17 protein-coding genes are annotated in these 22,002 nt (G+C 51.3%); all 17 read right to left on the reverse strand.

The window, feature by feature from the left end; translation table 11 throughout:
- Positions 1-49: 49 nt before the first annotated feature.
- The 17 genes from tssE to tssH all read right to left on the reverse strand — a co-directional run bounded on the left by tssE (position 50) and on the right by tssH (position 21,922).
- The gene (tssE, locus tag ACU4F7_RS15860) at positions 50-532 is read right to left on the reverse strand and encodes a type VI secretion system baseplate subunit TssE (protein WP_481638744.1); all 483 of its coding nucleotides are present in this window, start codon (positions 530-532) and stop codon (positions 50-52) included.
- Positions 532-1,077: a type VI secretion system lipoprotein TssJ gene (tssJ, locus tag ACU4F7_RS15865; protein ID WP_481637312.1), complete on the reverse strand. Its 546-nt coding sequence runs from the start codon at positions 1,075-1,077 to the stop codon at positions 532-534. The genes tssE and tssJ overlap by 1 nt, the downstream gene beginning before the upstream one ends.
- The gene (tssG, locus tag ACU4F7_RS15870; protein ID WP_481637313.1) at positions 1,055-2,140 is read right to left on the reverse strand and encodes a type VI secretion system baseplate subunit TssG; all 1,086 of its coding nucleotides are present in this window, start codon (positions 2,138-2,140) and stop codon (positions 1,055-1,057) included. Before tssG ends, tssJ begins: the two co-directional genes overlap by 23 nt.
- Entirely contained in the window at positions 2,104-3,858 is a 1,755-nt protein-coding gene (tssF, locus tag ACU4F7_RS15875; protein WP_481637314.1) for a type VI secretion system baseplate subunit TssF, read from the reverse strand. Before tssF ends, tssG begins: the two co-directional genes overlap by 37 nt.
- Positions 3,859-4,329: 471 nt before the next feature.
- Positions 4,330-4,773 (reverse strand): hypothetical protein, encoded by a 444-nt coding sequence (locus tag ACU4F7_RS15880; RefSeq protein WP_481637315.1) that lies wholly within the window; start codon positions 4,771-4,773, stop codon positions 4,330-4,332.
- A complete protein-coding gene (locus ACU4F7_RS15885) occupies positions 4,770-5,210 on the reverse strand; it encodes a polymorphic toxin type 44 domain-containing protein (protein ID WP_481637316.1) in 441 nt (146 codons plus the stop codon). The genes ACU4F7_RS15880 and ACU4F7_RS15885 overlap by 4 nt, the downstream gene beginning before the upstream one ends.
- A gap of 29 nt (positions 5,211-5,239) precedes the next feature.
- On the reverse strand, positions 5,240-5,704 hold the full coding sequence (locus ACU4F7_RS15890; RefSeq protein WP_481637317.1) for a hypothetical protein: 465 nt from the start codon (positions 5,702-5,704) through the stop codon (positions 5,240-5,242).
- A gap of 5 nt (positions 5,705-5,709) precedes the next feature.
- A complete protein-coding gene (locus ACU4F7_RS15895) occupies positions 5,710-6,783 on the reverse strand; it encodes a polymorphic toxin type 44 domain-containing protein (RefSeq protein ID WP_481637318.1) in 1,074 nt (357 codons plus the stop codon).
- 31 nt (positions 6,784-6,814) lie between these two features.
- Positions 6,815-8,416, reverse strand: a complete 1,602-nt coding sequence (gene tssA, locus ACU4F7_RS15900) for a type VI secretion system protein TssA (RefSeq protein ID WP_481637319.1) — start codon at positions 8,414-8,416, stop codon at positions 6,815-6,817.
- Positions 8,416-11,898: an ImcF-related family protein gene (locus tag ACU4F7_RS15905; RefSeq protein WP_481637320.1), complete on the reverse strand. Its 3,483-nt coding sequence runs from the start codon at positions 11,896-11,898 to the stop codon at positions 8,416-8,418. The genes tssA and ACU4F7_RS15905 overlap by 1 nt, the downstream gene beginning before the upstream one ends.
- A complete protein-coding gene (locus ACU4F7_RS15910; protein WP_481637321.1) occupies positions 11,895-13,103 on the reverse strand; it encodes a hypothetical protein in 1,209 nt (402 codons plus the stop codon). Before ACU4F7_RS15910 ends, ACU4F7_RS15905 begins: the two co-directional genes overlap by 4 nt.
- Positions 13,104-13,275: 172 nt before the next feature.
- Positions 13,276-13,662 carry a M949_RS01915 family surface polysaccharide biosynthesis protein gene (locus ACU4F7_RS15915; RefSeq protein ID WP_481637322.1) on the reverse strand — a complete coding sequence of 129 codons (387 nt, stop codon included), beginning with the start codon at positions 13,660-13,662 and terminating at the stop codon, positions 13,276-13,278.
- 143 nt (positions 13,663-13,805) lie between these two features.
- Positions 13,806-14,348, reverse strand: coding sequence for a M949_RS01915 family surface polysaccharide biosynthesis protein (locus ACU4F7_RS15920; RefSeq protein WP_481637323.1), 543 nt, complete (start codon positions 14,346-14,348; stop codon positions 13,806-13,808).
- On the reverse strand, positions 14,345-16,138 hold the full coding sequence (locus ACU4F7_RS15925) for a TIGR02594 family protein (RefSeq protein ID WP_481637324.1): 1,794 nt from the start codon (positions 16,136-16,138) through the stop codon (positions 14,345-14,347). The genes ACU4F7_RS15920 and ACU4F7_RS15925 overlap by 4 nt, the downstream gene beginning before the upstream one ends.
- Positions 16,139-16,152: 14 nt before the next feature.
- Complete coding sequence (locus ACU4F7_RS15930; protein WP_481637325.1) at positions 16,153-16,569, reverse strand: DUF4431 domain-containing protein; 417 nt, start codon at positions 16,567-16,569, stop codon at positions 16,153-16,155.
- 2 nt (positions 16,570-16,571) lie between these two features.
- Positions 16,572-19,271, reverse strand: a complete 2,700-nt coding sequence (locus ACU4F7_RS15935; protein ID WP_481637326.1) for a type VI secretion system Vgr family protein — start codon at positions 19,269-19,271, stop codon at positions 16,572-16,574.
- On the reverse strand, positions 19,268-21,922 hold the full coding sequence (gene tssH / locus ACU4F7_RS15940) for a type VI secretion system ATPase TssH (RefSeq protein ID WP_481637327.1): 2,655 nt from the start codon (positions 21,920-21,922) through the stop codon (positions 19,268-19,270). Before tssH ends, ACU4F7_RS15935 begins: the two co-directional genes overlap by 4 nt.
- Positions 21,923-22,002: the final 80 nt, after the last annotated feature.

Here is a 22,002-nt window from a genome sequence, read left to right on the forward strand (position 1 = left end):
GTCCATTCGCTCCTGAAGCCGCTCCATTCGCAGACGAAACTCCAGGATATCAACCTGACGCTTTCTGCTGAACGGGACGGCGGCGGGTTGTCGTGTCGAGATAATGCTGTTGTTTCAGATGCCGTAACAATACCCGCCCTTCCGGCATAAACTCTGTGCCGTAGCGCACCAGTCCAACCCCTTTGAGTTCAGCGTCAATGGCATAGCGAAGCTCACCGGGGACGTCCTGTTCAAGCAGGACAACGGCTACCTTTTTCAGACGGGGTTCATATCTGAGCAGTACGGCAGACAATATGCCCATCAGTTCATGGGCCGTACCCGGCATACCCTGCAGGATTTTAGTCATGTCAGGCAGGCCATAGTCCGGCAGATGTTTAAGCGTGCCGGCGCGGCAGTTGAGGATCCGTTGCATGTTGTCCAGTACCGAGAGGATGACCTGATTTTCTTCACTGACCTGGTGAAGATCGAGGCCGCCGGTGAAGTTGCCGGTCAGCATTTCATACAGTGAAGGTGTGTTGTGTCCCTGGGGCATCATTCATCCTTGAGAGGTTGCAGAATCAGATGATTGTTACCGGCTTCCAGAATGCGCGGCTTATCCGGGTCAAGGTCTTCGCGCCCTATCACCAGCTTCCAGGTGTTGTTGACCATATCCGGGTGACGGAACAGCCCTGCCACAGCCACAAACTGCGCGTCTTCTTCCATTGGCATATCAAGATTTGCATCACCGCCAGGTTTCACCACAACATCCCGGATCGCGAGCAGGTCGGCTTTCAGTACGGTGTCGCCATCCTTGAGGAGCTGCTGGTAGACCGTTTTATCGAAGGTTTTGCGGTCTTTCAGCTGCCAGACACGAACCACCACCGGCTCAGACAGCGAGTTACTTTCGCGGGAATCCGTGTTCAGCGCTTCACGGGCGGTGAAATCCAGGTGCAGCACCTTAATCTTTTTATAGAACACGCTGTTAAACGTCGATTTTGCGCCATCGGTGATGCCCTGGGTCGCCCCGCAGCCCGTCAGGCTGAAGGCCAGCAGCGGTAACAGTAAGCCGGCAGATTTAGTTAAACTTGTACGTAACACGTCGGTTTCCTTGTTGTGGTGTCGCGGGCTGCAGGCCGGTGTAATAGCCCAGTTCCGTCGTAAAGGTCTGCGGGATATCGTCCGGGAGGTCTTCGTCTTCCGCGCCCAGAACGCCATTCATCCCCAGCCAGAATGGGCCTTCGCCGAGCGGCGGCGGGGCCAACAGAGGAGTGGCGGTGGTAAGGGTGATTTTTGCCTTAAAGCGCCAGCCCAGATACACCCTCAGCATCACCAGAAAATCCTGATACAGCAGGCCATCCGGTTTCCAGCCCTGCGCTTCCTGTTCATTATCGGTGGACAACGCTACCAGTAGCTGGCTGTTGGCATCCATCGTCTCGTCACCGAGCGGCGTGTTACCATCCAGGAGAAAATCATCATCGCCATGAAAACCCAGAGGCTGACTGACTTCCACCGGACGCAAACAGTACGGACTGACCTGTACGGTGGTATCCGGAGCCAGCAGGGTCACCAGCGCCTGCATGCCCTCCTGGGTTTTGCCCGGCTGCTGCAGTACGCCAAGCAGCGACAGAAAGCGTGATACCGGAGTGGCGATGTGCTCTGCGGTGCCCGGAATGCCCAGCCCCACCAGGCCAAGCAGTGACTGTGAAATGCTGTCGGTGCCGCCAGGCTCGAACGTCGCCGGGTAAGAGTATTTACGCCAGATGCGGTAAAACTGCGTCAGGATGCGGTGGCTGAAGATATCCAGAAAGCCCTGCAATGCCTCGTGCCCTTCGCGACGCTGGGTGATGTCATCGAGGTACGCAGTTGGTAAGGGGGAATCGACACCGTACATCCCCATAAAGGTCGTACGGATGAGCGGTGGCCTGCTGTCATCATACTCGTCATATTCGACAGCCTTCAGTTCGCTGGCCGGGAAGCCCATCCCCGGATGTGGCGCAAACCGCACCGTGTCATCTGCGGGATGGCTGGTTGAGCCCATCAACGGCCGGTCCGGATTTAGTTTCTCCAGTAACTGGCAGAAACGGTAAAAGTTTATCCGATTAAGGTCAGCCTCCAGGCGCGGGGTCAGCCGGGAATACGGCGGTTGTGCTTCTCTTCCCATTCCAGGCGTTCTCCGGTCGGTTGCAGTATGATAATCAGGCGGTTAAACAGATAGATATCGGTATACAGCGCAAAGAAGCGGCTCAGCATCTCACCAAACAGGCAGATGTCGCCGCGTCCGGCAAAGCCGTGGCTGTCCAGCGTCACTTCAATCTGCACGCCGCGCACCAGGTAGCCCTGCTCGAAGCGCTCGGTTTCACTGTGCTTCACATCAATGATGGCTTCCAGACGACGACGGTTCATCTCGCTGTCGGTCCACTCGTACAGCGCCAGGGTGCCACGCAGCACTTCAGCGTTGTCCATCATCGACAGGAAGCCTCTGCCAAGATGACTCAGCACACGCCAGTGAAAACGATCCTGTGCCGGGGGATAACAGGGTAACGTCGGCGCACACAGGTTACGGACGGCAATACTGGTCGAGGTGGTTTTCATCACCGTATCGAGCACCGTGCTCTGCAGCGCACGTCGTGGCAGCTGGCCATTGGTGCCGGTGAGCGTCAACGACAGACTTTCATCCTCCGGCACCGTGTGGTTATCAAAGGCTTCGCCGCCGAGGATAAGCCAGGTGTTATGCAGCCCGGACGGACCGCGGCGCACACGGGTATGGTAATAATACTCCGGGGCTTCATGGCGCATCATCCCACCCTTGTGGCGGAAGCTCGAGAACGGCACGTAGGTATGCTGGCTCGACGACATCACCGAATCCACCGCGTATATCTCGGTATGTCCATCCTGCACGCGCATCGGGCGCAGCATGTATTCGGTCTGCAGAGAGTTGAGCGTTAACGGGTCAGATTCCAGCGGGAACAGGTTAATCACCGGCACACAGTTCAGGCGCAGATGTTTTTCAGTAAAGCTGAAGTCATGTTCCCAGCGCTCCGCCAGCACCACGTCGATTTCAAACCATGGGAGCTCAGCCGGAAAGGCTGCGGTATCCAGTCCACATAGCCCCGTGAACATGAATTTCTCACGGAAGGTGAAGTACTCCAGCAGCAGCTGATAGCCGCTAAAGCTGCTGCTTCCCTTCGGCCACAGGTCGTCATCATCACCAAATCCCAGCGCGGTGAAATACCCGTCGAGCGGTCTTCTGTCCATGTCACCCGGCATCCGCAGCCAGAGGCGCGCAGTGTTCATGGTAAAGGCTTCATGCATGGCGCAGGCCAGCGGTGCATCGGCGTTGAAGTAGAACGGGAGCTGGCTGAGGTCGACACGACTCCAGTCGGCAAGATGACTGCAACTGAAACGCAGGGTGATGACCGAACGCCCGTCAGAGTCAGTCGACAGGCGGGCGCGCTCCAGCGACAACGGCTGAAGGGTAATCTCTTTGGTTGTAGTGTACCGACAGCGAGTGCCCTTCTCACCGATCGGCCGCGAGTTCACCTCAAAGCCTTTCACAATACGCATCTGCTCTTTCATTGCGCGCCAGTCGGGGGTGAACTCCACCACCGACATTGACGGAATGGTGCGCAGATAATGCGGCCACAACAGACTGACCAGCCCTTCGGTCAGTTCAGGCAGGTCGTCATCAAGCTTCTCACGCAACCGGCCCATCAGGAAGGCAAAGCCCTCGAACAGGCGTTCCACGTACGGGTCGCGCGCACCCGCTTTATCGAGATTGAGCATTGCTGCCTGCTCGGGGTGAGCACGGGAAAACTCTTCACCAGCTTCCAGCAGGTAGCGCATTTCAGCGTCGTAATAACGCAGGGTTAAATCATCCATATAGTTATATTCTTATCATTAATTAAATACTGGGGATTCCAACTTCAGTTAATTTATATTAAAACTAACAGCTAGCTGATATCGATTGCTGAACTTCTTTTAATCAGAGATACAATTAAAGTGGTGAATTTATTTTTCTCTCATAATGCTATTACTTCAGGTTTTGCCCTTGCAATTCGCTCAACCTTCATAGACTCAGAGTCGACGACATAGATACCCTCACTTGCATATACGAACAGAGGTTTATTGACGTTGTTTTTTAATGGTAACAATAAGTTATGCCGAAACGAAGTGAACAACTAGCACCAATCGTCTTAAAAGAATGCAATGGAAATCAGAAGTGTTTTATTTTCCAGAATAAGTCCTCACTCTTCTCCAGGTCATCTGCATTCCAACGCTATGCTTTTTGAACGGAGGATTCCAAATGTAACTCACCCCTTTTCCCCTGTTACTTTTTTAGGTTAATTCAATTTATTTTTCTGGTGATACATTTAATTTTTTAAAGCACATAACACCCTTCAATGGTTCAATCGTTTCACTTTCATGTCCAATGTACACATTATATGAACAGTAACCAACATTTGAAGTAATATCAAAAATCCTGCCACCGCTAACAATAGCAGCTGAACCCTTCTGGTTTTTATTATTCCACCCAAGGTATAATTGACCATTATTTAAATTAAGATCCTGCCAAGATAGAATGATTTCCTCATGTCCATCATTATTTATCAAAACAGGCCTCATCGAATTCTCAGCCTGTTCAATATCAGGTTCAACCTTTTTCACGCCTGTGCCTTTGTATAGGTAAACAACATCACCTGAATTATTATATATACTTACAGAAGGCTTAAGGTAATTAGCAAATATAACAAAACAACACAATACAAAGAGAATGACAACAGTATTTTTTATCATTGAAACTCCGCAGGCATATTAATCCGCTCAGGACTCTTCCCATTCCAGCACCAATGATCAGTTCTGGACTCTGAAAAACCTTTCGTTGATGTATTTACAAGCGCATCAAGAATATGCTGAGAAGCAAGTTTTTCAGCATACTTACCAAAACGGTGGTATAACTCAAAACCAATCTTCATGCTTGTAATATCATCCAGAGTATCATCACCCATAGCACCCGGGGTCATATTTTGTTCCCAAGTAGAGCCTTTTAATAATAGATCTTCAGAAAACCCGACACTTAGCCCCACATATCCGTAATGGATATTTGACCAGACATCAAGGTAAAAATCATACTCTTTATATTTATGATAGTAGCTTTCTGACATTTGTTTTGATTCCAAAGGCCGAGTTACCGCAACTGATTTAAATTTTTTCCTTATTCTGTTCATTTTCATTTAACATATTAACGAAACTTCTGGTAGCTTTAATATTTCTCTTTGATAGGGGAAAGTTTTTTTAGGCATATCCCACCCACTTCATTAATAATCTCGAGGTTATTGTGCCCAGGCTTTATTGTTAACTGTGCCGAACACACGCCTGTTTTTGAAGAAAGTAGAAAATTCTGACCACCACCGCCAGTGGAGTTATATGCATAGCGCCCCCCAATTAGCCAGCCGACATTAAGCTCATACCCCTCTGAAATTACAGAAAAGAAAGATGTAGTTAACTTCAGCTCTCCTCCAGGAACAATAATATCAGGGCGGGCTTTCATTATTTTATCAACTTCTTCTGGCGCTGGTTCTATACCAAACAAGCTCTCATCAGCTTGCAAATATAAATTTTCATTTGTGTCATTCTGTATAATAACAACGGGCCTGAGAGGAATAATACGAACCACACCGAGAAAAATCAATAAAGAAATAAACATCAAAATCAAGGTTTTTTTCATAATGTTTATTTCCCAATTTCATCAGGATTATCTTCATTCCAACACCAGTGTTTCTGTTTGGACACTGGCATTGATGTTTGTGGCGTGTTATCGAGTGCGTCCAGAATGTCCTGGGCTGTTAAGGCGTCAGCCATTTTCCCAAATCTGTGGTACAACGAAAAGCCGATTTTCATGCTGGTTATATCATCTAATGTATCATCACCCTCGGCACCTGGAGTCATATATTGCTCTAAGGATGAACCTTTTAACAGTTCCCATTCGCTAAAACCGACACTTAAGCCAACATAACCATAATGAATATTTGACCATACATCATAAAAATAATCATATTGCTTAAATTTATGATAATACGATTTAGACGGAGTTCTACTTGGCGGTGGAAGTGGACGAGCAACAGCTACTGAACCAAACATATCACGAATTTTTGGCTTATGATCCCACACTGAACCTGTTTTCACTGTTTGATACCAAACAATTATAGCTTCAGATAGATGAGGCTCAGGACGAGGAGCTAATTTCGCGTAAAACGGTAGGTTATCCCATTCTTTTTTTGCGTTCTTTATAGTTTCATCATCGATATAACCTCTTATAACATTTGCAATTCGACCTCTGACATTGGTTTTGATTTCATTGAGTATATAGTCAGCAACCTTTATAGCGCCGTCAGTATGCTGACAATGCAGCTTACTCTTAAGATCTGACGACTGCCCGGTAGTCGTTACTGTCGGAGTAGTTGCTGATGAAATGGCTGTGGCTGCCGCTGTCGTTGTTCCTCCTGCGGAATTTGCACTGTCTCCACTCTTCTCGTACGTATCATCCATCATCGACGGAATAAACTTCGCCTTGCAGGGGCAGGTACTGTAGCTGTCGAGCGTGCCAGCCATTCGCCTGCCATGGATGGTGTCGTTATCAATGCCGCCGGCTATCCTGTAAAGCCCGGCGTGTTTACCGCAGGTCACACTGTCCTGCTCCCGGGCAACAGGTTTATCAAACAACGTGTGATCCTCTGCGCCCGTGGTGATTTTCCCGCCGCAGGTCGTCTTGTCGCCCTGCACCAGGTAAAAGCCTTCAGCTCCCATACGTTTCCCTTTTCCCTTAATTCAGTCCTGATTACCCACAAAGCACAGCACTGCTGGCCGGATCGAGCGCAATCAGACCGGACAAAAGCAAGTCCATTTCCGGCTGAAGCCGTGATTTTTCGGTTTCACTGCGCGTGGCTTTCATGCGCAGCAGTCTGAGGCGACGCGATTTCACTTCAAACAACAGCGCCGGTGTCCACTGCGTGAGGGTGATGGACTGTGCGGCACTGTCGAGCTCACCCAGCAGATGCAGCGCCAGTTCATTCTTGCCCTTCTGCTCAGCCACTCGGGCCATCAGCAAACGCAGCAACCATTTGTCTTTTGTGGCGTCGGTGCCCGGGCGGGTCTGCAGCCAGTGAAGAGTGGCATCCAGACCGTCTGTGTCGGCTTTCTCCAGCGCTTCCGGCTCGAGCGCCAGGATATCGTTATCCCTCTCACCGACGGCACTAACCGGCTCATCCCGCCAGCCGGACATATCGTCCAGCACGCTCTGATTTATCCAGTTCAGCGTGACCTCATCGGCAAACGGCGTACCGTCATTAAAGGCCAGGGTTTCCAGCCCGATAAGGCGGCGCAGCAGCCCTTTCAGGTCGGCGGCGATGATATCAGCCAGTACATCCTGCCCCGACTTCACCAGGGCCTGGTGGATATACCATTGTAAATCCAGCCAGAGGTGATTGGCGCCACGCGAGAAGGTGCTGTCCGCCTGCTCCAGTATCTCCAGCCAGCTCTGCTGCAGATACAGGCGTTTTAGCATCGCCCGCTGGTCAGCTCGCGGCGGCTCTATTCGGGTTTTCCCTTCGGCATCCGGTGCCGGAATAGCACTCAGCGTGTCATGACGCAGGCTTTTCATCAGCCGGTGTGCGGCGAGCCAGCCATCGGGCTGCTCACGCAGATATCCGGTCAGGGTACGGGCCTGAGCCAGCAAATCCTGACCGGAGGTAATGCGGTTCAGAACTGGCACGTCTGACTCGGTCGTGTGCGTGGAGGTCTGTGACTGAGCCTTATTACCGGCGTTCTGCGGGACCACGGCATCCACGCCACCGGCTTTTATCAGGCGAGATTCCAGGGCGCTGTACAGGGCATTCAGCTCTGGTCGTGACGCCTCCGGCTCTGTCTCCAGACTGTCGTGGATGAGCAACAGCGCACCGGCAGTGCGCAGTGCATCGTCGCGTGCCACTTCCGGCCAGAGTGACAGGCTGTCCAGAACCCGGGAGCCTGCGAGCCACTCCAGCGCCGGTTTACGGCTCCGCTCGCGCTGAGGGTGAAGCTGCGTTCCATAGCGCTGTATCAACCCCGCCAGCAGTTCAAGCCCTTCGGCAAATCCGGTTTCCCCGTCCTGGTACAGACGTGCCCAGCAGTAGTAAGTGGCAACCCGGATATCTTTGGCTGTAGTGGTCAACACTTTTTCGGCAAGCGTGCAAATCAACCCGGTATCGATGCCGGAAAGTTTATTGACCTCCTCCCGGATACGCTGAAAATCATCGTCATAGCCGGGGTCTTCTCCCGTCGGACTGGCATCACTTACCGGAGCAAGCCAGGGCTGCCAGTTTTCCGTGCGTGCCTGCGTCTGTTGCCGCAGCTGCGCGTCGTCAGCCTGACAGATCGCGACCAGATTCTGCAGTGTGCTCATTATTCGACTCCCTCCATGTCACTGTTTCCGGCACTGGCCATCAGCGCCTGCGCGGTGGCCGCGCTGTCGACACTGAATATCTGATCCGGCAGCGTGAAACCGCGCAGATCCAGCAGCGCCAGCGGACCTTTTCCGAGTTGCGAGCGCAGCACCCACTGCAGGGTGCGACCGTCCGGGGCGGCAAAGCTCATCATCCACTGGCTGCGGTCAAGCTGCGCACACTTGCCCTGGTCCAGCCAGCGAATAAAGCCCCAGGTCCCGCTGTAATCCCCGAACAGGCGCGCACCAGCGTTGACCGTGGTCCAGGTCAGCATCGTCCCCGGCTTGTAAGTCTCTCCCGGCCAGCGGAAGCTCTGCCAGTCGGCCATCTGATTGAAGTAGTGCAGCTTTTGTCCATCAATGGTCAGCTGTGTTTCGACCACCTGTGGTACAGGGCGCGCCTGCAGCTCAAAACTGATGCCCTGGCTACCATCGATGAACAGAATGTCTGACAGCTGGCTCAGCTGATTAATGGCCCGCAGGAAAGCCGGGTTAAAGCTCAGCCCCTGGCTGTTGACCTTATCCGGTACCCACTGGCTGCCCTCCTTGTGCAGCACACCGTTGAGCTCTGTCGTCAGGAAGCGCTCTATACGTCCGCTGTCCTTGCGCACAAATTCAGCCAGCATCGGCAAAGAAGCATCACTTTTGCTGGCGGCAAACGGGAAACGTCCGTCAAAGGCGGTGTGCCAGTTCGCCACCACGGAGCGGCTCCATTTGTCATTCAGACTCGCCGCCGACGGCTGAAGCACGGTCTCCCAGGCCTGGGTCAGTGGCTGCACAAACATCGTGCTGCCAAAACCGCTCCACTCTTCGCCAAGGCTTGCAGAGATGAGACTTCCGTACTGCTGGGTATCGGTGAGATCCACGCTTTTGCCCTGGAATACGGTCTGCGCCAGGGTCTGCATCATCTCCTGCGGATCAGAAGCACTGGCCACCTGTTGCAGGCGCAGGCGCACGCGGGTGATGCGGGTTAGATACGTCTGCAGGCTCAGCGAGTTGTCAGCCGACATCACATTGCTGCCTTTGTTTTTACCCAGAAGCTGAAGCAGCGGGCCAAAGGTTTCATCCAGCGGTCCCTGCGGCCCTGGCGCAGACTGGTCAATCGCAGGTTTGTCTTTCCCGCCTACGAGATCTTTAGCCGATTTGATGATGGAATCCGAAAGGCCTTCGCGTTGCTGGCCGGTCTGCCCCTGCCAGGCGACGGTATTCATCAGGGCAATCAGTGGCGACTGACGGACATCACTCATCAGCGTCAGCTGGTCGGTAACGTCCGCAATGTTGTTTGCCGGATTAAGTCGCAAGCTGTTGAGGAAGCTCAGCCAACTGCCGGCAAAGTCAGTGAAGTAACGTTGCGTCAGACGTGCTTTCAGGACTTCCGGTGACAGGTCTGAGGAAACCGCTTTTCGGCTGTCACTCAGCACCCAGTCAATTTCATCCCGGCGGGAATTTGCGGCCTTTTCGATAGCCTGCTGAATGCCCCCTTCCCACGCCTGGCGGGTAAACATGCCTGGCACCACTTCCTCGGTGGTGAACAGTCGCCGCGCATCAGTACCGCTGGTCATGTCTTCCAGGGATACATCGGCAAAGTTACGACGCACTGACTTGAGCATATTTTCATACAGTGTGCTTTCAGCATTACGCCGTCCTATCTGCTGCAACAGTACCTGGCGGCTCTGGCTCACCAGCTGCGCATCCGGTGTGATTTTCCACTGCGGCTGCTCAGGCAGTTCGGAAATGTAAAACGCCCATAAATCCGGCGACAGGCTTTGCCACAGACCGGTTGAAATGCCCATTCGCGTCGGCTGCACGGTTTTCATGGTCTGTGCGTAATACGCGCCGTCGGCTTTATCCGGACGGGACATCATCAGCCAGGCTTTCAGCTGGTCATAACCCGGCTTCGCCAGCTGTGCCCGCTGGTCGCTGTTTGGCGCTGAATTGACCAGCTCTGTCAGTTTTTGCGTCAGGGCAGTATTTGCCGGATCGCGTATCAGGTGGTTGTTTGCCACGCCGTACCACGGCAGCATCGCGTCGAGCAACTGCTGGTTATGGTCCAGACCGAAGCGCTGGTACCAGGGGGCTCCATCCTGAATGCGGTGCTGCAGACGACCGGCGTCATTACGTAGCGTATGCAGAGCCGTGAGCTGATAATCCGATACGGAAGGATGCTCCACCAGAGCATGCGCCTGCTGCGCCACAGAGACAATTTGCAGACGGTTGACCGCAAACGACAACAGTGTTCCCGCCCCCCAGACACCGATAATGACCATCAACGTCCAGGCAAACGTCTGTTCCCACGCCATACCGACACGGCGGCCACGCACGCGGGTACAGTCATCAACGATCCCCTGCCAGGTCACCGGCAGGGTCAGCGCATGGCGTTGTGATTCCGGGATATATTTCTCAGCGTCGGCAGGTACAGCACCGGCTGTTTTTCCTGCGATAGCGGCGGGTTTATTCTCCGGCAGGCTGAACATCAGGCCACGCAGCGGAACGCGCTGCTGAGAAGAGTGCAGCCATGGCACAAGTTGCTGAGCCCAGCGGGCGATACCGCCGTCTTTGAGGTACTGGCCAAGGCGCAGCAGGAAGTCGTGGCCGTTGTTCTCAGCGACCTGACTCACCCCCTGCGTACGCAATGCAGGCAGCATCAACTCAAGCTGACGGGTAATATCGTCAGGCTTAGCACGCAGCGGGAAAGCGGCCCCTACCGTCTGTTCAGTGCGTTTTGCCTGCGACCATTTGCTGTCGCACAGTTGCCACAGCCAGACCGGGGCGGAATAACGCAGTAACTCGCTGATCTTTTCCAGTCCGCGTAAATCGCTGTCGCTGATGTGCGGGGTCAGAGTCAGCGACTGCGGCAATACCCGAACAATCCCGTCCAGTGGGCGTCCGCGGCGCAGTTTACGCAGCGCGGTGTATTTTTCGCGATCGGGCTCGATTGTCAGGCTGCCGCCATAAATCAGCACGGTACGGTTACCTTCAAGCCACTGGTTTTCCTGCAGGCCAGGTACCAACTGTTCGATTGCCGCCTCATCGCCAGTGATTAACAACAGACGGGTTTTACGACGCCAGTAAAGGCCAATACGGGAGCGGAGATGTCCCCGAATCTTGTCACACATGGCCACCGCGGGGTGAACAGGCGCTTTATCATTTTCCCGTTTCTTTTTCTCATCATCACCGTTGGTATTGGCGACAAGCGCATTAAACTCCTGCTTACCGGCACTACGTACCGCCGCCAGGAGCACCACGGATACGATAAGGGCGCAGCCTGAAATACATACGCTGGCGATAAGCCAGTAAATTTGCTGCTGACTACCGTCTTCAATCCCGGCAATATCTGGATGTTTCCAGATCATGAACGTCATAACGGCTAACAGCAAAAAGAAAATCAATACGACAGCAAGATAGCGGCCTTCCGTAGTCTTCGGTGCTAAAGGTAGCTTCACGGATCCATCTCCTGTCGGGAAGCAATCGGGGTAATGAGCGTGCTCCAAAGCACATTCTGTGTGGTATCACCGCAGATAATCATCTGTGGTGACTGAGTTTGTCGGGCGATTTCAGTGGCGGCAGCGATAGCCAGCCAGGGGGCTGCAGCTCCGGCATGTCCCATGGATATATCGAGCGAAACGACGGCTTTGTCCTCTACAGACTGCGCAGGGTGTGCATTCTGGCACTCGATAACTTCTGCCCGCTGCTCACCCGTCAGACCGGCAAGCCATAAATTTTTCACGATATTTTCTTTGAGCGGGACGTTCCAGGCAGCCATGTTCATCCCCTCCCTCAGTTCACCTGATGGAGCAGCATCTGGCCGGTGAAGCAACGCGAGAGGTTCGAGTGCCTCTTGCGTCAGGCGGTTGCCAAGAAGCAGTGCTACACCGGCCTCAGCTGTGTTGTCAGAAACGGCAGGATTAAACTGGAGACCCACAATCAATAACATTGCTTTATCTTTAATACGTTCATTCAACCAGCGGTCAATTACCCTGAGACCACTCCCTTCACCATATTCAACAGGAAGAGTAATATTGTTCTTTTGCCATGCCTCATCCCAGTAATGGCGAATATTCTCTGGAGGCAGAGATGTTGTTATATCAAAAACTACAACCAGTCGAACTTTGTCAGGGAACTGTGCAAAAGGAAGGTCAGCAATCAACTTCGAAAAAATATTTGTTATCACGAATTTTAGCGAGTCCTGCGGGCTAGAAGAAATTTGGCTCATTCTGGAGCTTTCATTACCATCCCGGTCGACCTGTGAAACAATAATGCTATCGTTGTTTTGCATTGCAATGGCCGTATCTTTCTGAGTAATTGATGAATGGCCGGTAATAAAAGTTGCATTCAGCACCTGCAGTGCACGCCGTGCCTTACGGGTTTCTTGAAGGATCCATTGTTCTCGCTGTTTGTCGAAAGCATTTGCTTTGCTATCCTGCAATGCCCACAGAAGCAGACAAGAAGTAAACGGAACACTCCACAAAACAATAGGCACGCCTAAAGCAAATTTCCAAAAATACAGGTTTTCAACATAACACCCAAATATACGCATTAATATAACACTGACCGAAAGCATGGCAACCAGGGCAATAAGCCAACGAGAAAATTTCAGAGGCTTAGGTCTGGGGTAGCATTCAGGAAAATGTTTAAGTGTATATGGCATGTTCACTCTCTAGTTACTGGATTATATAACTCAGTCAAAATTACTTATGCTATCTGAATTGTCATTATTCATACCCAACGCAAACACTCAAATCATTATTACCTACAGAACGAAAGATAATGATAATTTCAATAAAGCATCCATTCGTCAGCGCTATAAAGCACTTTGATTATTAATTTCCTTTGGACAATGAAATAGAAACCCACTTTTTAGTCATGTACTTCAGAAGAGACCTGTCGTTCTGGAGATTAAAATCAGGTACTGGAGCCTTCTCTCCACCGAATTCATAATCGCCAACAATAATATGCTCCTCTCCCCTTAACGAATATTTTACTCCACCTCGAAACGCAAAATATTTTACAGCAACGGGGTCAATCCCACCAACATACCCAATCTTGTTGGCAAATAAAACGGTTCCTGTACCACCAGAAAACTTTTCATTCACTTCGACAGAATCAGGTACAATATCCAGCTTTATATCTTCGTCGCAGTTTCGGACAAAATCCTTAAGAGTCCAATCGGTGCTATTCCTTGTAATTTGCTTAACAAGCAAGGTCACTCCATGCTTTCTGCAATATTTCAGAACTTGCAAAAACCGACTGAGACAATATGAATGTAAAAGCAATAATTGAATTCAAAATCACCGCTATTGCCACTCTCATTCTGACCTGCTATGTTGACTAAATATTTAATTAAAAGAATTTATTCTAGAACAACTGTCGACGCTTTACTCCAGTTACTTGTCATATATTTATATAATAGGACATTGTTTTTCAAATTAGTATCAGGCACCGGCTTAACATTATCATCAATTACCCCATCTGGCGTAACCATCCGCTCTTCTCCTCGAAGAGAATGCTTCATGCCATTTTCGTAAGCAAAATATTTTACAGTAACTGGATCAAGTCCCCCCACACAACCTATGGTATAAGAAAACAATACAGCATCAAATGAGCCATTAATGTTCTTAATCTCGAAGGAATCCTTAATTAAAGCCATGTTTATATCAAGCGGACAATTATTCACATAATCGACAAGACTCCATACCTTTTTGTCATTTACATATTCCGAAGCGGTAATCTTTGAATTTTTAGTGTCACCATTATTTTCTTCGTAAATATCAATTTTGACCTTATGAATACCATCCGGGCGTTCGAACTCTTTGGTAAAAGTAGTTGCTAAACTACTCATCACAGGTAAAACCATCAAAGCTAATGCAAGGGTTATTTTTGTTTTTAGAATCATCTTATACTCTCACGTCCAGTTGTTTTGGAATGAATACCAATCATTTCATTGAGTTCATTTACATCAAAGATATCTAATTCTTTATGTACATTCGACTGATAATATCCTTTGTATGCCACTGGTAAAAAAAATCTCAATCCATTATAGGGGGAGAATTTTATTGTATCGCCCTGATTCCCTCCCAAGCAAATTAATGCCCCTGATTTCGATTTTCCATACACAAAGGTTGCGTGATGTCCTGATGATGCGGCACATCCATAGATAGGTTTTTTGATTTCAAAAAAATTAGTGCTATCTCTAAAAAAAGAAATAGCGCGATACGGATCTGGGGCTGTTTTATGATACCCACTTTCTTGAAAACAATAATTTACAAAAGACGAACACCAAGCATTCAATGTCCCAATTAGATTTTTTATCCACCCATGACCTATTAATGCATGGTAATTACTAGTAATATGGTCTTCCTTAGTCCCATGCCATTTCTTTGCCTCACTCAGTGCTATATTCATCCATGGAGCCTCTCTCTGGTCATGTGGAAGTAACGCAATCGGATTGCCAGAATTTTTTCCTCCAACTGAATCCAGTGCTTTTTTATTCGTATTGATTACACTATTTTTTTCAGGTTTTTTATATACTGGTTTTGAGGCTATCGGATTTGCAACTGGCTTTTCAGTCTGACCAGACGTAGCATTGCCACTTTTGTCTATAGAAATTGATTGCCCCGGGTATATTTTATTAGGATCTGATATATTATTCTGCCGCACAATATCATCAACATTAGTACCATTTTTTTCTGCGATCTTCGCCAACGTATCATCTGGTGCAACAATATAGATTGCAGGGCCATTAGTATTGACACCATAAATCGTCAAATGCTGACCGGGGAAGATCTTACTCACATCTTTTATATTATTGTTCTTGGCAATTTCATCAGTGCTTGTCTTATAACGTTCGGCAATTTTTGATAGAGAGTCTCCTGACATGACTATATACTCTATCGGTTTCTGAGGGCTCTTCTCACGTGGCACTTTGGGAGTCTCGGCAAGTGTTTTTGCAGAGAATTGAGAAAAATTTCGCGTGAGCAGTATATTCTTCGTTTCATCCCCAGCAACTGCTGAATAAACCGCATCCTCTTTTCCAGCAGAATTAGTATATTTGACGACAATAGCCATTCCTTGTTTCGTATGGATGATTGTCTTGAGCTTGCCGTAAGCATCTGTTTTCCACTCGTAGCTAGTGCTTCCTAGTGTCACCTTAAATGGCACATCAGCAACTGGGCGGGAGCCGTCTGAAACCGTCAAGTTTGTCACATACACCCATTTTTCAGTACCGGCCTTCAGGCCACCTTCTTTTTTACTGATTGCATCCACAACTTTGCCGAATTCATTATCATCCAAGTCAGATATTTTTTTATCTTTTGCAATGCCACTCTCTGAACTTATAAAGTTGGAATAAGCTACGGGATCATTGCCTGCGGTTTCAGGAGCATACTGCGACATCATCTCAGAGATGGTGTTATCTCTATACTTTCGCTTCAATAATGCACATTTTTCACGTTCCCCAGCTTCAATGCTGGAAAAAATCGCAAATGTATTTTCTTTCGGATTATATACAGTCCCGGCACCTATCCGCCCTTTTTGCTTACTTGCATCAGGCAATGCCATAATGTTTCCGGGATTGTTAAATCTCCAGTTTAATGTCCCTGCAGTTTTTAGCAAACGAGTCCCATCACCAGCTTCGTACTCAACCGTCTTGGTTTCAAGATGGTATGTCGCTTTTACAAATCTCATACATCATCCTTTTTTTATTTTTCTTCCGTTGGTTTAAAACTGGTGTCTTTTAGTAAAACTGAAGTCATATGATAGCCTGTGACAGCAAGCATAACATTTCCATCTACAGTAACATGGTGATTAAGTAAATTGCGTTTAGTTTTATAATCGTCACCGCTAATAATGAGCTGAACATTGCTGTCCCAGCCTTCTTGCTCAGTGTTAGCATCAATTACGCACTTTAGTGGGCTACTTAAATGCAGGATCCAGTAGAGTAATTTTTCGTCATGCTTTCTATCTTCCCCCCAATTTGGGGGGCCGTAAAATAATTCTTCTTTCATTACTCCTGTGAGTACTATCTTATCCCCCTCTTTCAGACATATAGCATATGCACCGAAGCTATAAAATAAGATAGCCATACTCAAAGTCAGTTTCATAAGCACATTTAACATTATCAATTAACCTTTGTTAAATTTAATAAAGTTGAAATCATTGATTCAGTCAATGCTGATGCTCTATCATCTTCAGAATCCACTTCACTTAAATAAAGATCGGCATTAGATTCTTCATCCTCAAGATCCTCTACACTGTCATCTTCGTTTGATGAAATAGAAAGATCTTCTTTACTCCAGGTTTCTCGTCCAATGATTAAATTTAATGTTTCACTTTCAGAAAGTTCTATTTCCGGGAAACGACCTGAACTGTCAACCGTACCGGTAGACAGGATTTTCCCATTACTGTCTGTAATGCTGTACGGCTGATTTATCATCCAGTCCATACTGTGGATGACACTATCGGCACCAGGAAAAGCAAAACGTAAACTTTGTTCGCCAGGTTCCATTACAGGAAATACAGGCATCGCGACCTTCTCTGATGCGCTTCCTTTACGCCCATAGTGTCCTGCTTTCGTACGATATTCACCTGCAGTAGCAGATTCAATCGCACTTGCATCAATCCTGATATAGCTCCCACCGCCATTCAAAGTCAGTTTCTTCTTCGCGATGATTTTGATTTCATCCTCCGTGCTGACAATGCTGATTTCTTTACGAGCAAGCAGCGCCATCAGGTCGTTCTGCGCCTGTATTTTTACCGGCCCCTGGTTCGCGATGAGCTTGATCCCCAGCTTGCGAACAAACACGCTCAGGGCATTGCCTACCCCGATGAACAGATTTTTCACCACGCTGACATCAGCATTTTTACCGGCAGTGGCAATCAGATTCTGGCTGGCTGACACCTGCAGGTGTTGGCCGCTGGTCATCGCCATACCCTCCGGCGCGCTGAGCAGCAGAACCGATTTTTTGAGGTCTGTCAGCTGCTGTTCCAGCAGCTTAATCTGCGCCTGGAGATCGGCCGGATTCGCGGTCGCCTTCTGTGCATTATCGGAGATGGACGTCATCTGGTCCCGGGCATCACCCAGATTGCTGACCGCTGGCTGCATCTCCAGCACCTGGCCCTGTGCTTTCGTCTGCCCGTCAGCGCTGATAAAAATCCCTTTCTGCGCCCGAATCGCACCCCAGCTGTCGGTTCTGAGCTCAAAACCTTCACCGCGCTTCTGCTTCTCAGCATCCACTAAATGTCCGAGATTCAGCTGGCTCTTGCCGCCGTACTCCGTGCTGACCTTGATATGTTCTTTTCCGCGCTCGTCATCCAGGCGGATTTTGTTGTTCGCCGGCGTGCGAAGGACGTTGCGTTTGTAGTTGCGGATGGTGACGTGGTCCCCGTGCGCCGAGTCGTGAAGTACGCCCGCGATGTACGGCCGGTCCGGGTTACCATCCTCAAAGCCAATCGCCACTTCGGTGCCCGCCAGCAGCGGCAGATGCAGGCCGTAGGTATCGCCGGCATACGGGCGGGACTGGCGCACCCACAGGCTCTCGAACCCGGTCTCCCAGTTATCACGGTCAAACAGCATGTTGACGCGATAGCGGCCGTCTTTATCGATGTGCCCGTAGGTGTCGTTCTCGGTGGTGCTCGTGACGCGGGCAGGCAGAGTGCCAGCCATCACCGGGCGTGAGCCAGACTCAGGACGGAAACTAAAATCCGTGCTGTCCGGAATGCCGTTGAAGTTGACGCTAAAATCTTCATCCCGGCGCGCATGGCTGTGCATCGCCGTGATGACCACGCCATGAGCAAACACGTCTGCCACTTCGTACCCGCCGGTGACTTTCAGTACCTGACCCGGAGAGAGTGTCGGGCAGCTGGTGATGGCACGGGTCTGCGTCTGGCCATTCAGGTAGCGCTCATGACGAATGCGGGCATAAAATGCTCCGGACTCCGGGGCCGGGTTGCGGTCACAGGGATTCCCCGCCGTCAGGTAGTTATCTCCCCAGTGGTAAGCCTCCCCACAGGTGGTGACATCCCCGCGGGCCGCATCGACCCGGGTGTTCATGTCATCCGTGGCCTGGCGGTAGTTGTAATCACGGGTGCTGACCTGTTTCTGCACCACGTTATGGTGGCTCTCCATGCCCCAGACCGAGTCCACACCTTCAGAATGCTGTCCTGATGGCGGAACCGAGGGCAGCGTCAGTCCTTTTTCATAGCCCTGCTGACCATCGTAAAACTCCACGACGTCGATGTTCAGGCGCGTGTCGGTGGTAACGCGGAACCAGATACCCACCTCGCCCAGCAGACGGGTAATAAAATGCAGGTCGTCCTCACCGTACTGCATCACCTGCTCGCGGCGCGGGTACTCTTTTGCAAGCGAGAAGAGGAAATCCTGGCCGCGCATGCTGTGGCGTTCGCGCAGGATTTTTTCCACAATCTGCGGAACCGACATGTCCTGGTAAATGGCGTTCTGGTGCGAACGGTCAAGCAGCGCCAGGCGTGGCCGGAGCGTCAGGGCATAATGGGTTTCATCTTTTGAGGTGTTGAGACGTTCAAAGCCACTCACCACTCCCTGAAGGGTGCGCACGGCCTGCTGCATTTTGATGCCGTAACCCTGGTCAACCGGAGCCTGCAGCGTCAGGGAAGCGGTCTTCAACAGCATCATCTCTTTGCTGATGGCATGGTCAGCGCTGGTGAACTCAACACGGTAGCTGAAAGGCCGGCTCAGGGCTTCATCGCCTTCAAACGCCAGCACATCGAGCTCTGCGTCACATCCCTTCACCGACAGCTGGTGATGGTTGTGGCTGAATCTGATCGGGGGATTACTGCTCATGCGTGCACTCCTTGTGTACGGTCAAACTCCAGCCCGATACTCTCTTCCTCACTCCAGCTAAGCCATAGCGACTGTGGTTTCTGTTTCGCAGCCATGTGGGTCAGCAACTGCTGACTCAGCACCGGCAGAATTTGTTGATTGAGCAGACTGTCGACGTTGCGTGCGCCAGTGTCCGGCAGCAGGCAGGCGGCAGTGAGTGCGTCATACAGGCTCTCATCAATCTGCGTGGTCAGACCGTAGTGACGATGTAAGCGCTTGCTGACCTGTGACAGCTTCATTTCCACGATGGTACGCATCGCAGCTTCGGCTAATGGGTGGTATATCACGGTCTGGAAACGCGCCAGCAGTGCTGGCTGGAAGTGGTCGCGTAGTATCGGGCGCAGCAGTTCGTGCACATCCGCTTCCGTCGCTTCGGGTTGTTCGTCCAGCAGTTGTATCAGGTGGTCGCTACCAAGGTTCGAGGTCATCAGAATGACCGTGTTGCGGAAGTCGATTTCACGCCCTTCGCCGTCGCGCATAAAGCCGCGGTCGAACACCTGATAGAACAGGTTCATGACGTCGCGGTGAGCTTTCTCTACTTCATCCAGCAGTACCACGCTGTACGGTCGCTTGCGCACGGCTTCGGTGAGGATACCGCCCTGACCGTAACCCACGTAGCCCGGCGGCGAGCCTTTCAACTGGGAAACGGTGTGCGGCTCCTGGTATTCGGAGAGATTAATGGTGATAAGGGATTTTTCTCCGCCGTACAGCACGTCCGCCAGCACCAGCGCGGTTTCGGTTTTACCGACCCCGCTCGGGCCGACCAGCAGGAACACGCCCTGGGGGCCATTCTCTGACGTTAAACCTGTTTTTGCCGCGCGCAGGCGCTGAGCGATGGCGTTCAGAGCGGCGTCCTGGCCCACCACGCGTTTGCCGATTTCGTTTTCAAGGGTCAGCAGTTCGGTCTGCTCGTCTTTCATCAGTGAGGAGAGCGGCACGCCGGTCCAGTCGGCAATTACGTTGGCGACGGTGCGTACATCCACATCCACGGTGAGCAACGGGTTGCTGTGGTGCAAACCATTCAGTTCCTGTTGTAACGTGTGACTCTCGCTCTGGCGGGAGATATCCTGGCGGCTTTTCAGCAGTTGCCCGGTGAGCGCCAGCTCCTGGCCATACCGGGTTTCCAGTTCGTCGAGCTCAACAATCAGGCGTACTTCTTCCTGTTCAATCGCCATTAGACGTTCGTCGTGGTTCTGGCTGCCTACAGCAATGTCCTCCAGCAGCGCCTGCTTCTCCATTTCCAGCGACGTAATTTGCGAGCGAATGCGGGTCAACTGCTCCGGCACGGTATCGAGGCTCATGCGCACACGGGCTGCGGCGGTATCAAGTAAATCGACCGCTTTGTCCGGCAACTGACGGCCTGTTATATAGCGGCGCGAAAGCGTGACCGCGGCGCGCACCGCGTCGTCGGTGATATGGACGTTGTGGTGCTCCGCATAACGGGATTTCAGGCCTCGCAGCATCAGACAGGCGGTATCGTCATCCGGCTCGTCGACTTTAACCATCTGGAAGCGACGCTCCAGTGCGGCATCGCGTTCGAAATACTGTTTGTATTCTGACCAGGTGGTGGCGGCGATGGTGCGCAGTTCGCCACGCGCCAGGGCAGGTTTCAACAGGTTAGCCGCATCTGCGCCGCCAGCCTGGTTGCCGGCCCCGATAATGGTGTGCGCTTCGTCGATGAACAGCAAAATGGGGGTCGGCGATTGCTGCACAGCGTCAATGACGTTTTTCAGACGCTGCTCGAATTCGCCCTTCACGCCTGCGCCTGCCTGCAACAGGCCGAGGTCGAGGGTACGCAGCGCCACAGGCTTGAGCGACTCCGGCACGTTGCCTTCGGCAATGCGCAGCGCCAGACCTTCCACCAGCGCGGTTTTGCCGACACCGGGTTCCCCCACCAGGATCGGGTTGTTCTTGCGACGGCGAGAGAGAATATCCACCATCTGGCGAATTTCAGTGTCACGGCCAAAGACCGGATCAATGTTGCCAGCTTTCGCTTTAGCAGTTACGTCGAGGGTGAATTTATCCAGCGCGTTCTGCAGCGCCGGGGTCAGTTCGCCCTCTTTCACTTCAGCTCCGACTGGACGCCCGACAAACTCCACGTCCCCGCCACGGTTGTGGGCCAGTTGAGCTTCAAGCTGCACATCCGGGCGTTCATCCGATTGCGCATCAAGTAGTGGCCTCAGACGTTCTAACTGTCGCTGCCCCAGCGTTAGCAGCGGCCACAAACCATCACAACGGACCAGGCCCTGTTTCTTAACCAGCGCCATCAACAGATGAACACTGCGGATTTGATCTTCACCATTGAGTGAAGCAATCAGCCATGCCTCCTGCATAAATATTTGAATGGGTTCAGAAAGTTGGGGGCGATGGCGCACCGAGCGGGGTTGTCTGTCAAGCCAACTGAGTAAATCCTGCCAGATGCTGTCCATATCCCACTCATAGCGGCGCGCCAGCACGGTCAGGTCGCCCTCTCCCTGCTCCAGCAGTTTCAGCAGCCAGTGCTCGGGTAAGATCTCCGCATGCGCCCGGGTCTGGCATAAAGAGGCGGCGCCTTCCATCGCCCGGGCGCAGTATGGGTTCAGACGGCGTAACAGAATGGCTGGATTTTCCATTTCTCGGTGTTCTCTCTGGTCGATTGATTCGGGGCATGCTACCGCCCCTCGCTGTTTCCTGTTCAGGGGACCAAAGCGCA

The sequence above is a fragment of the Franconibacter pulveris genome, assembly GCF_056780215.1.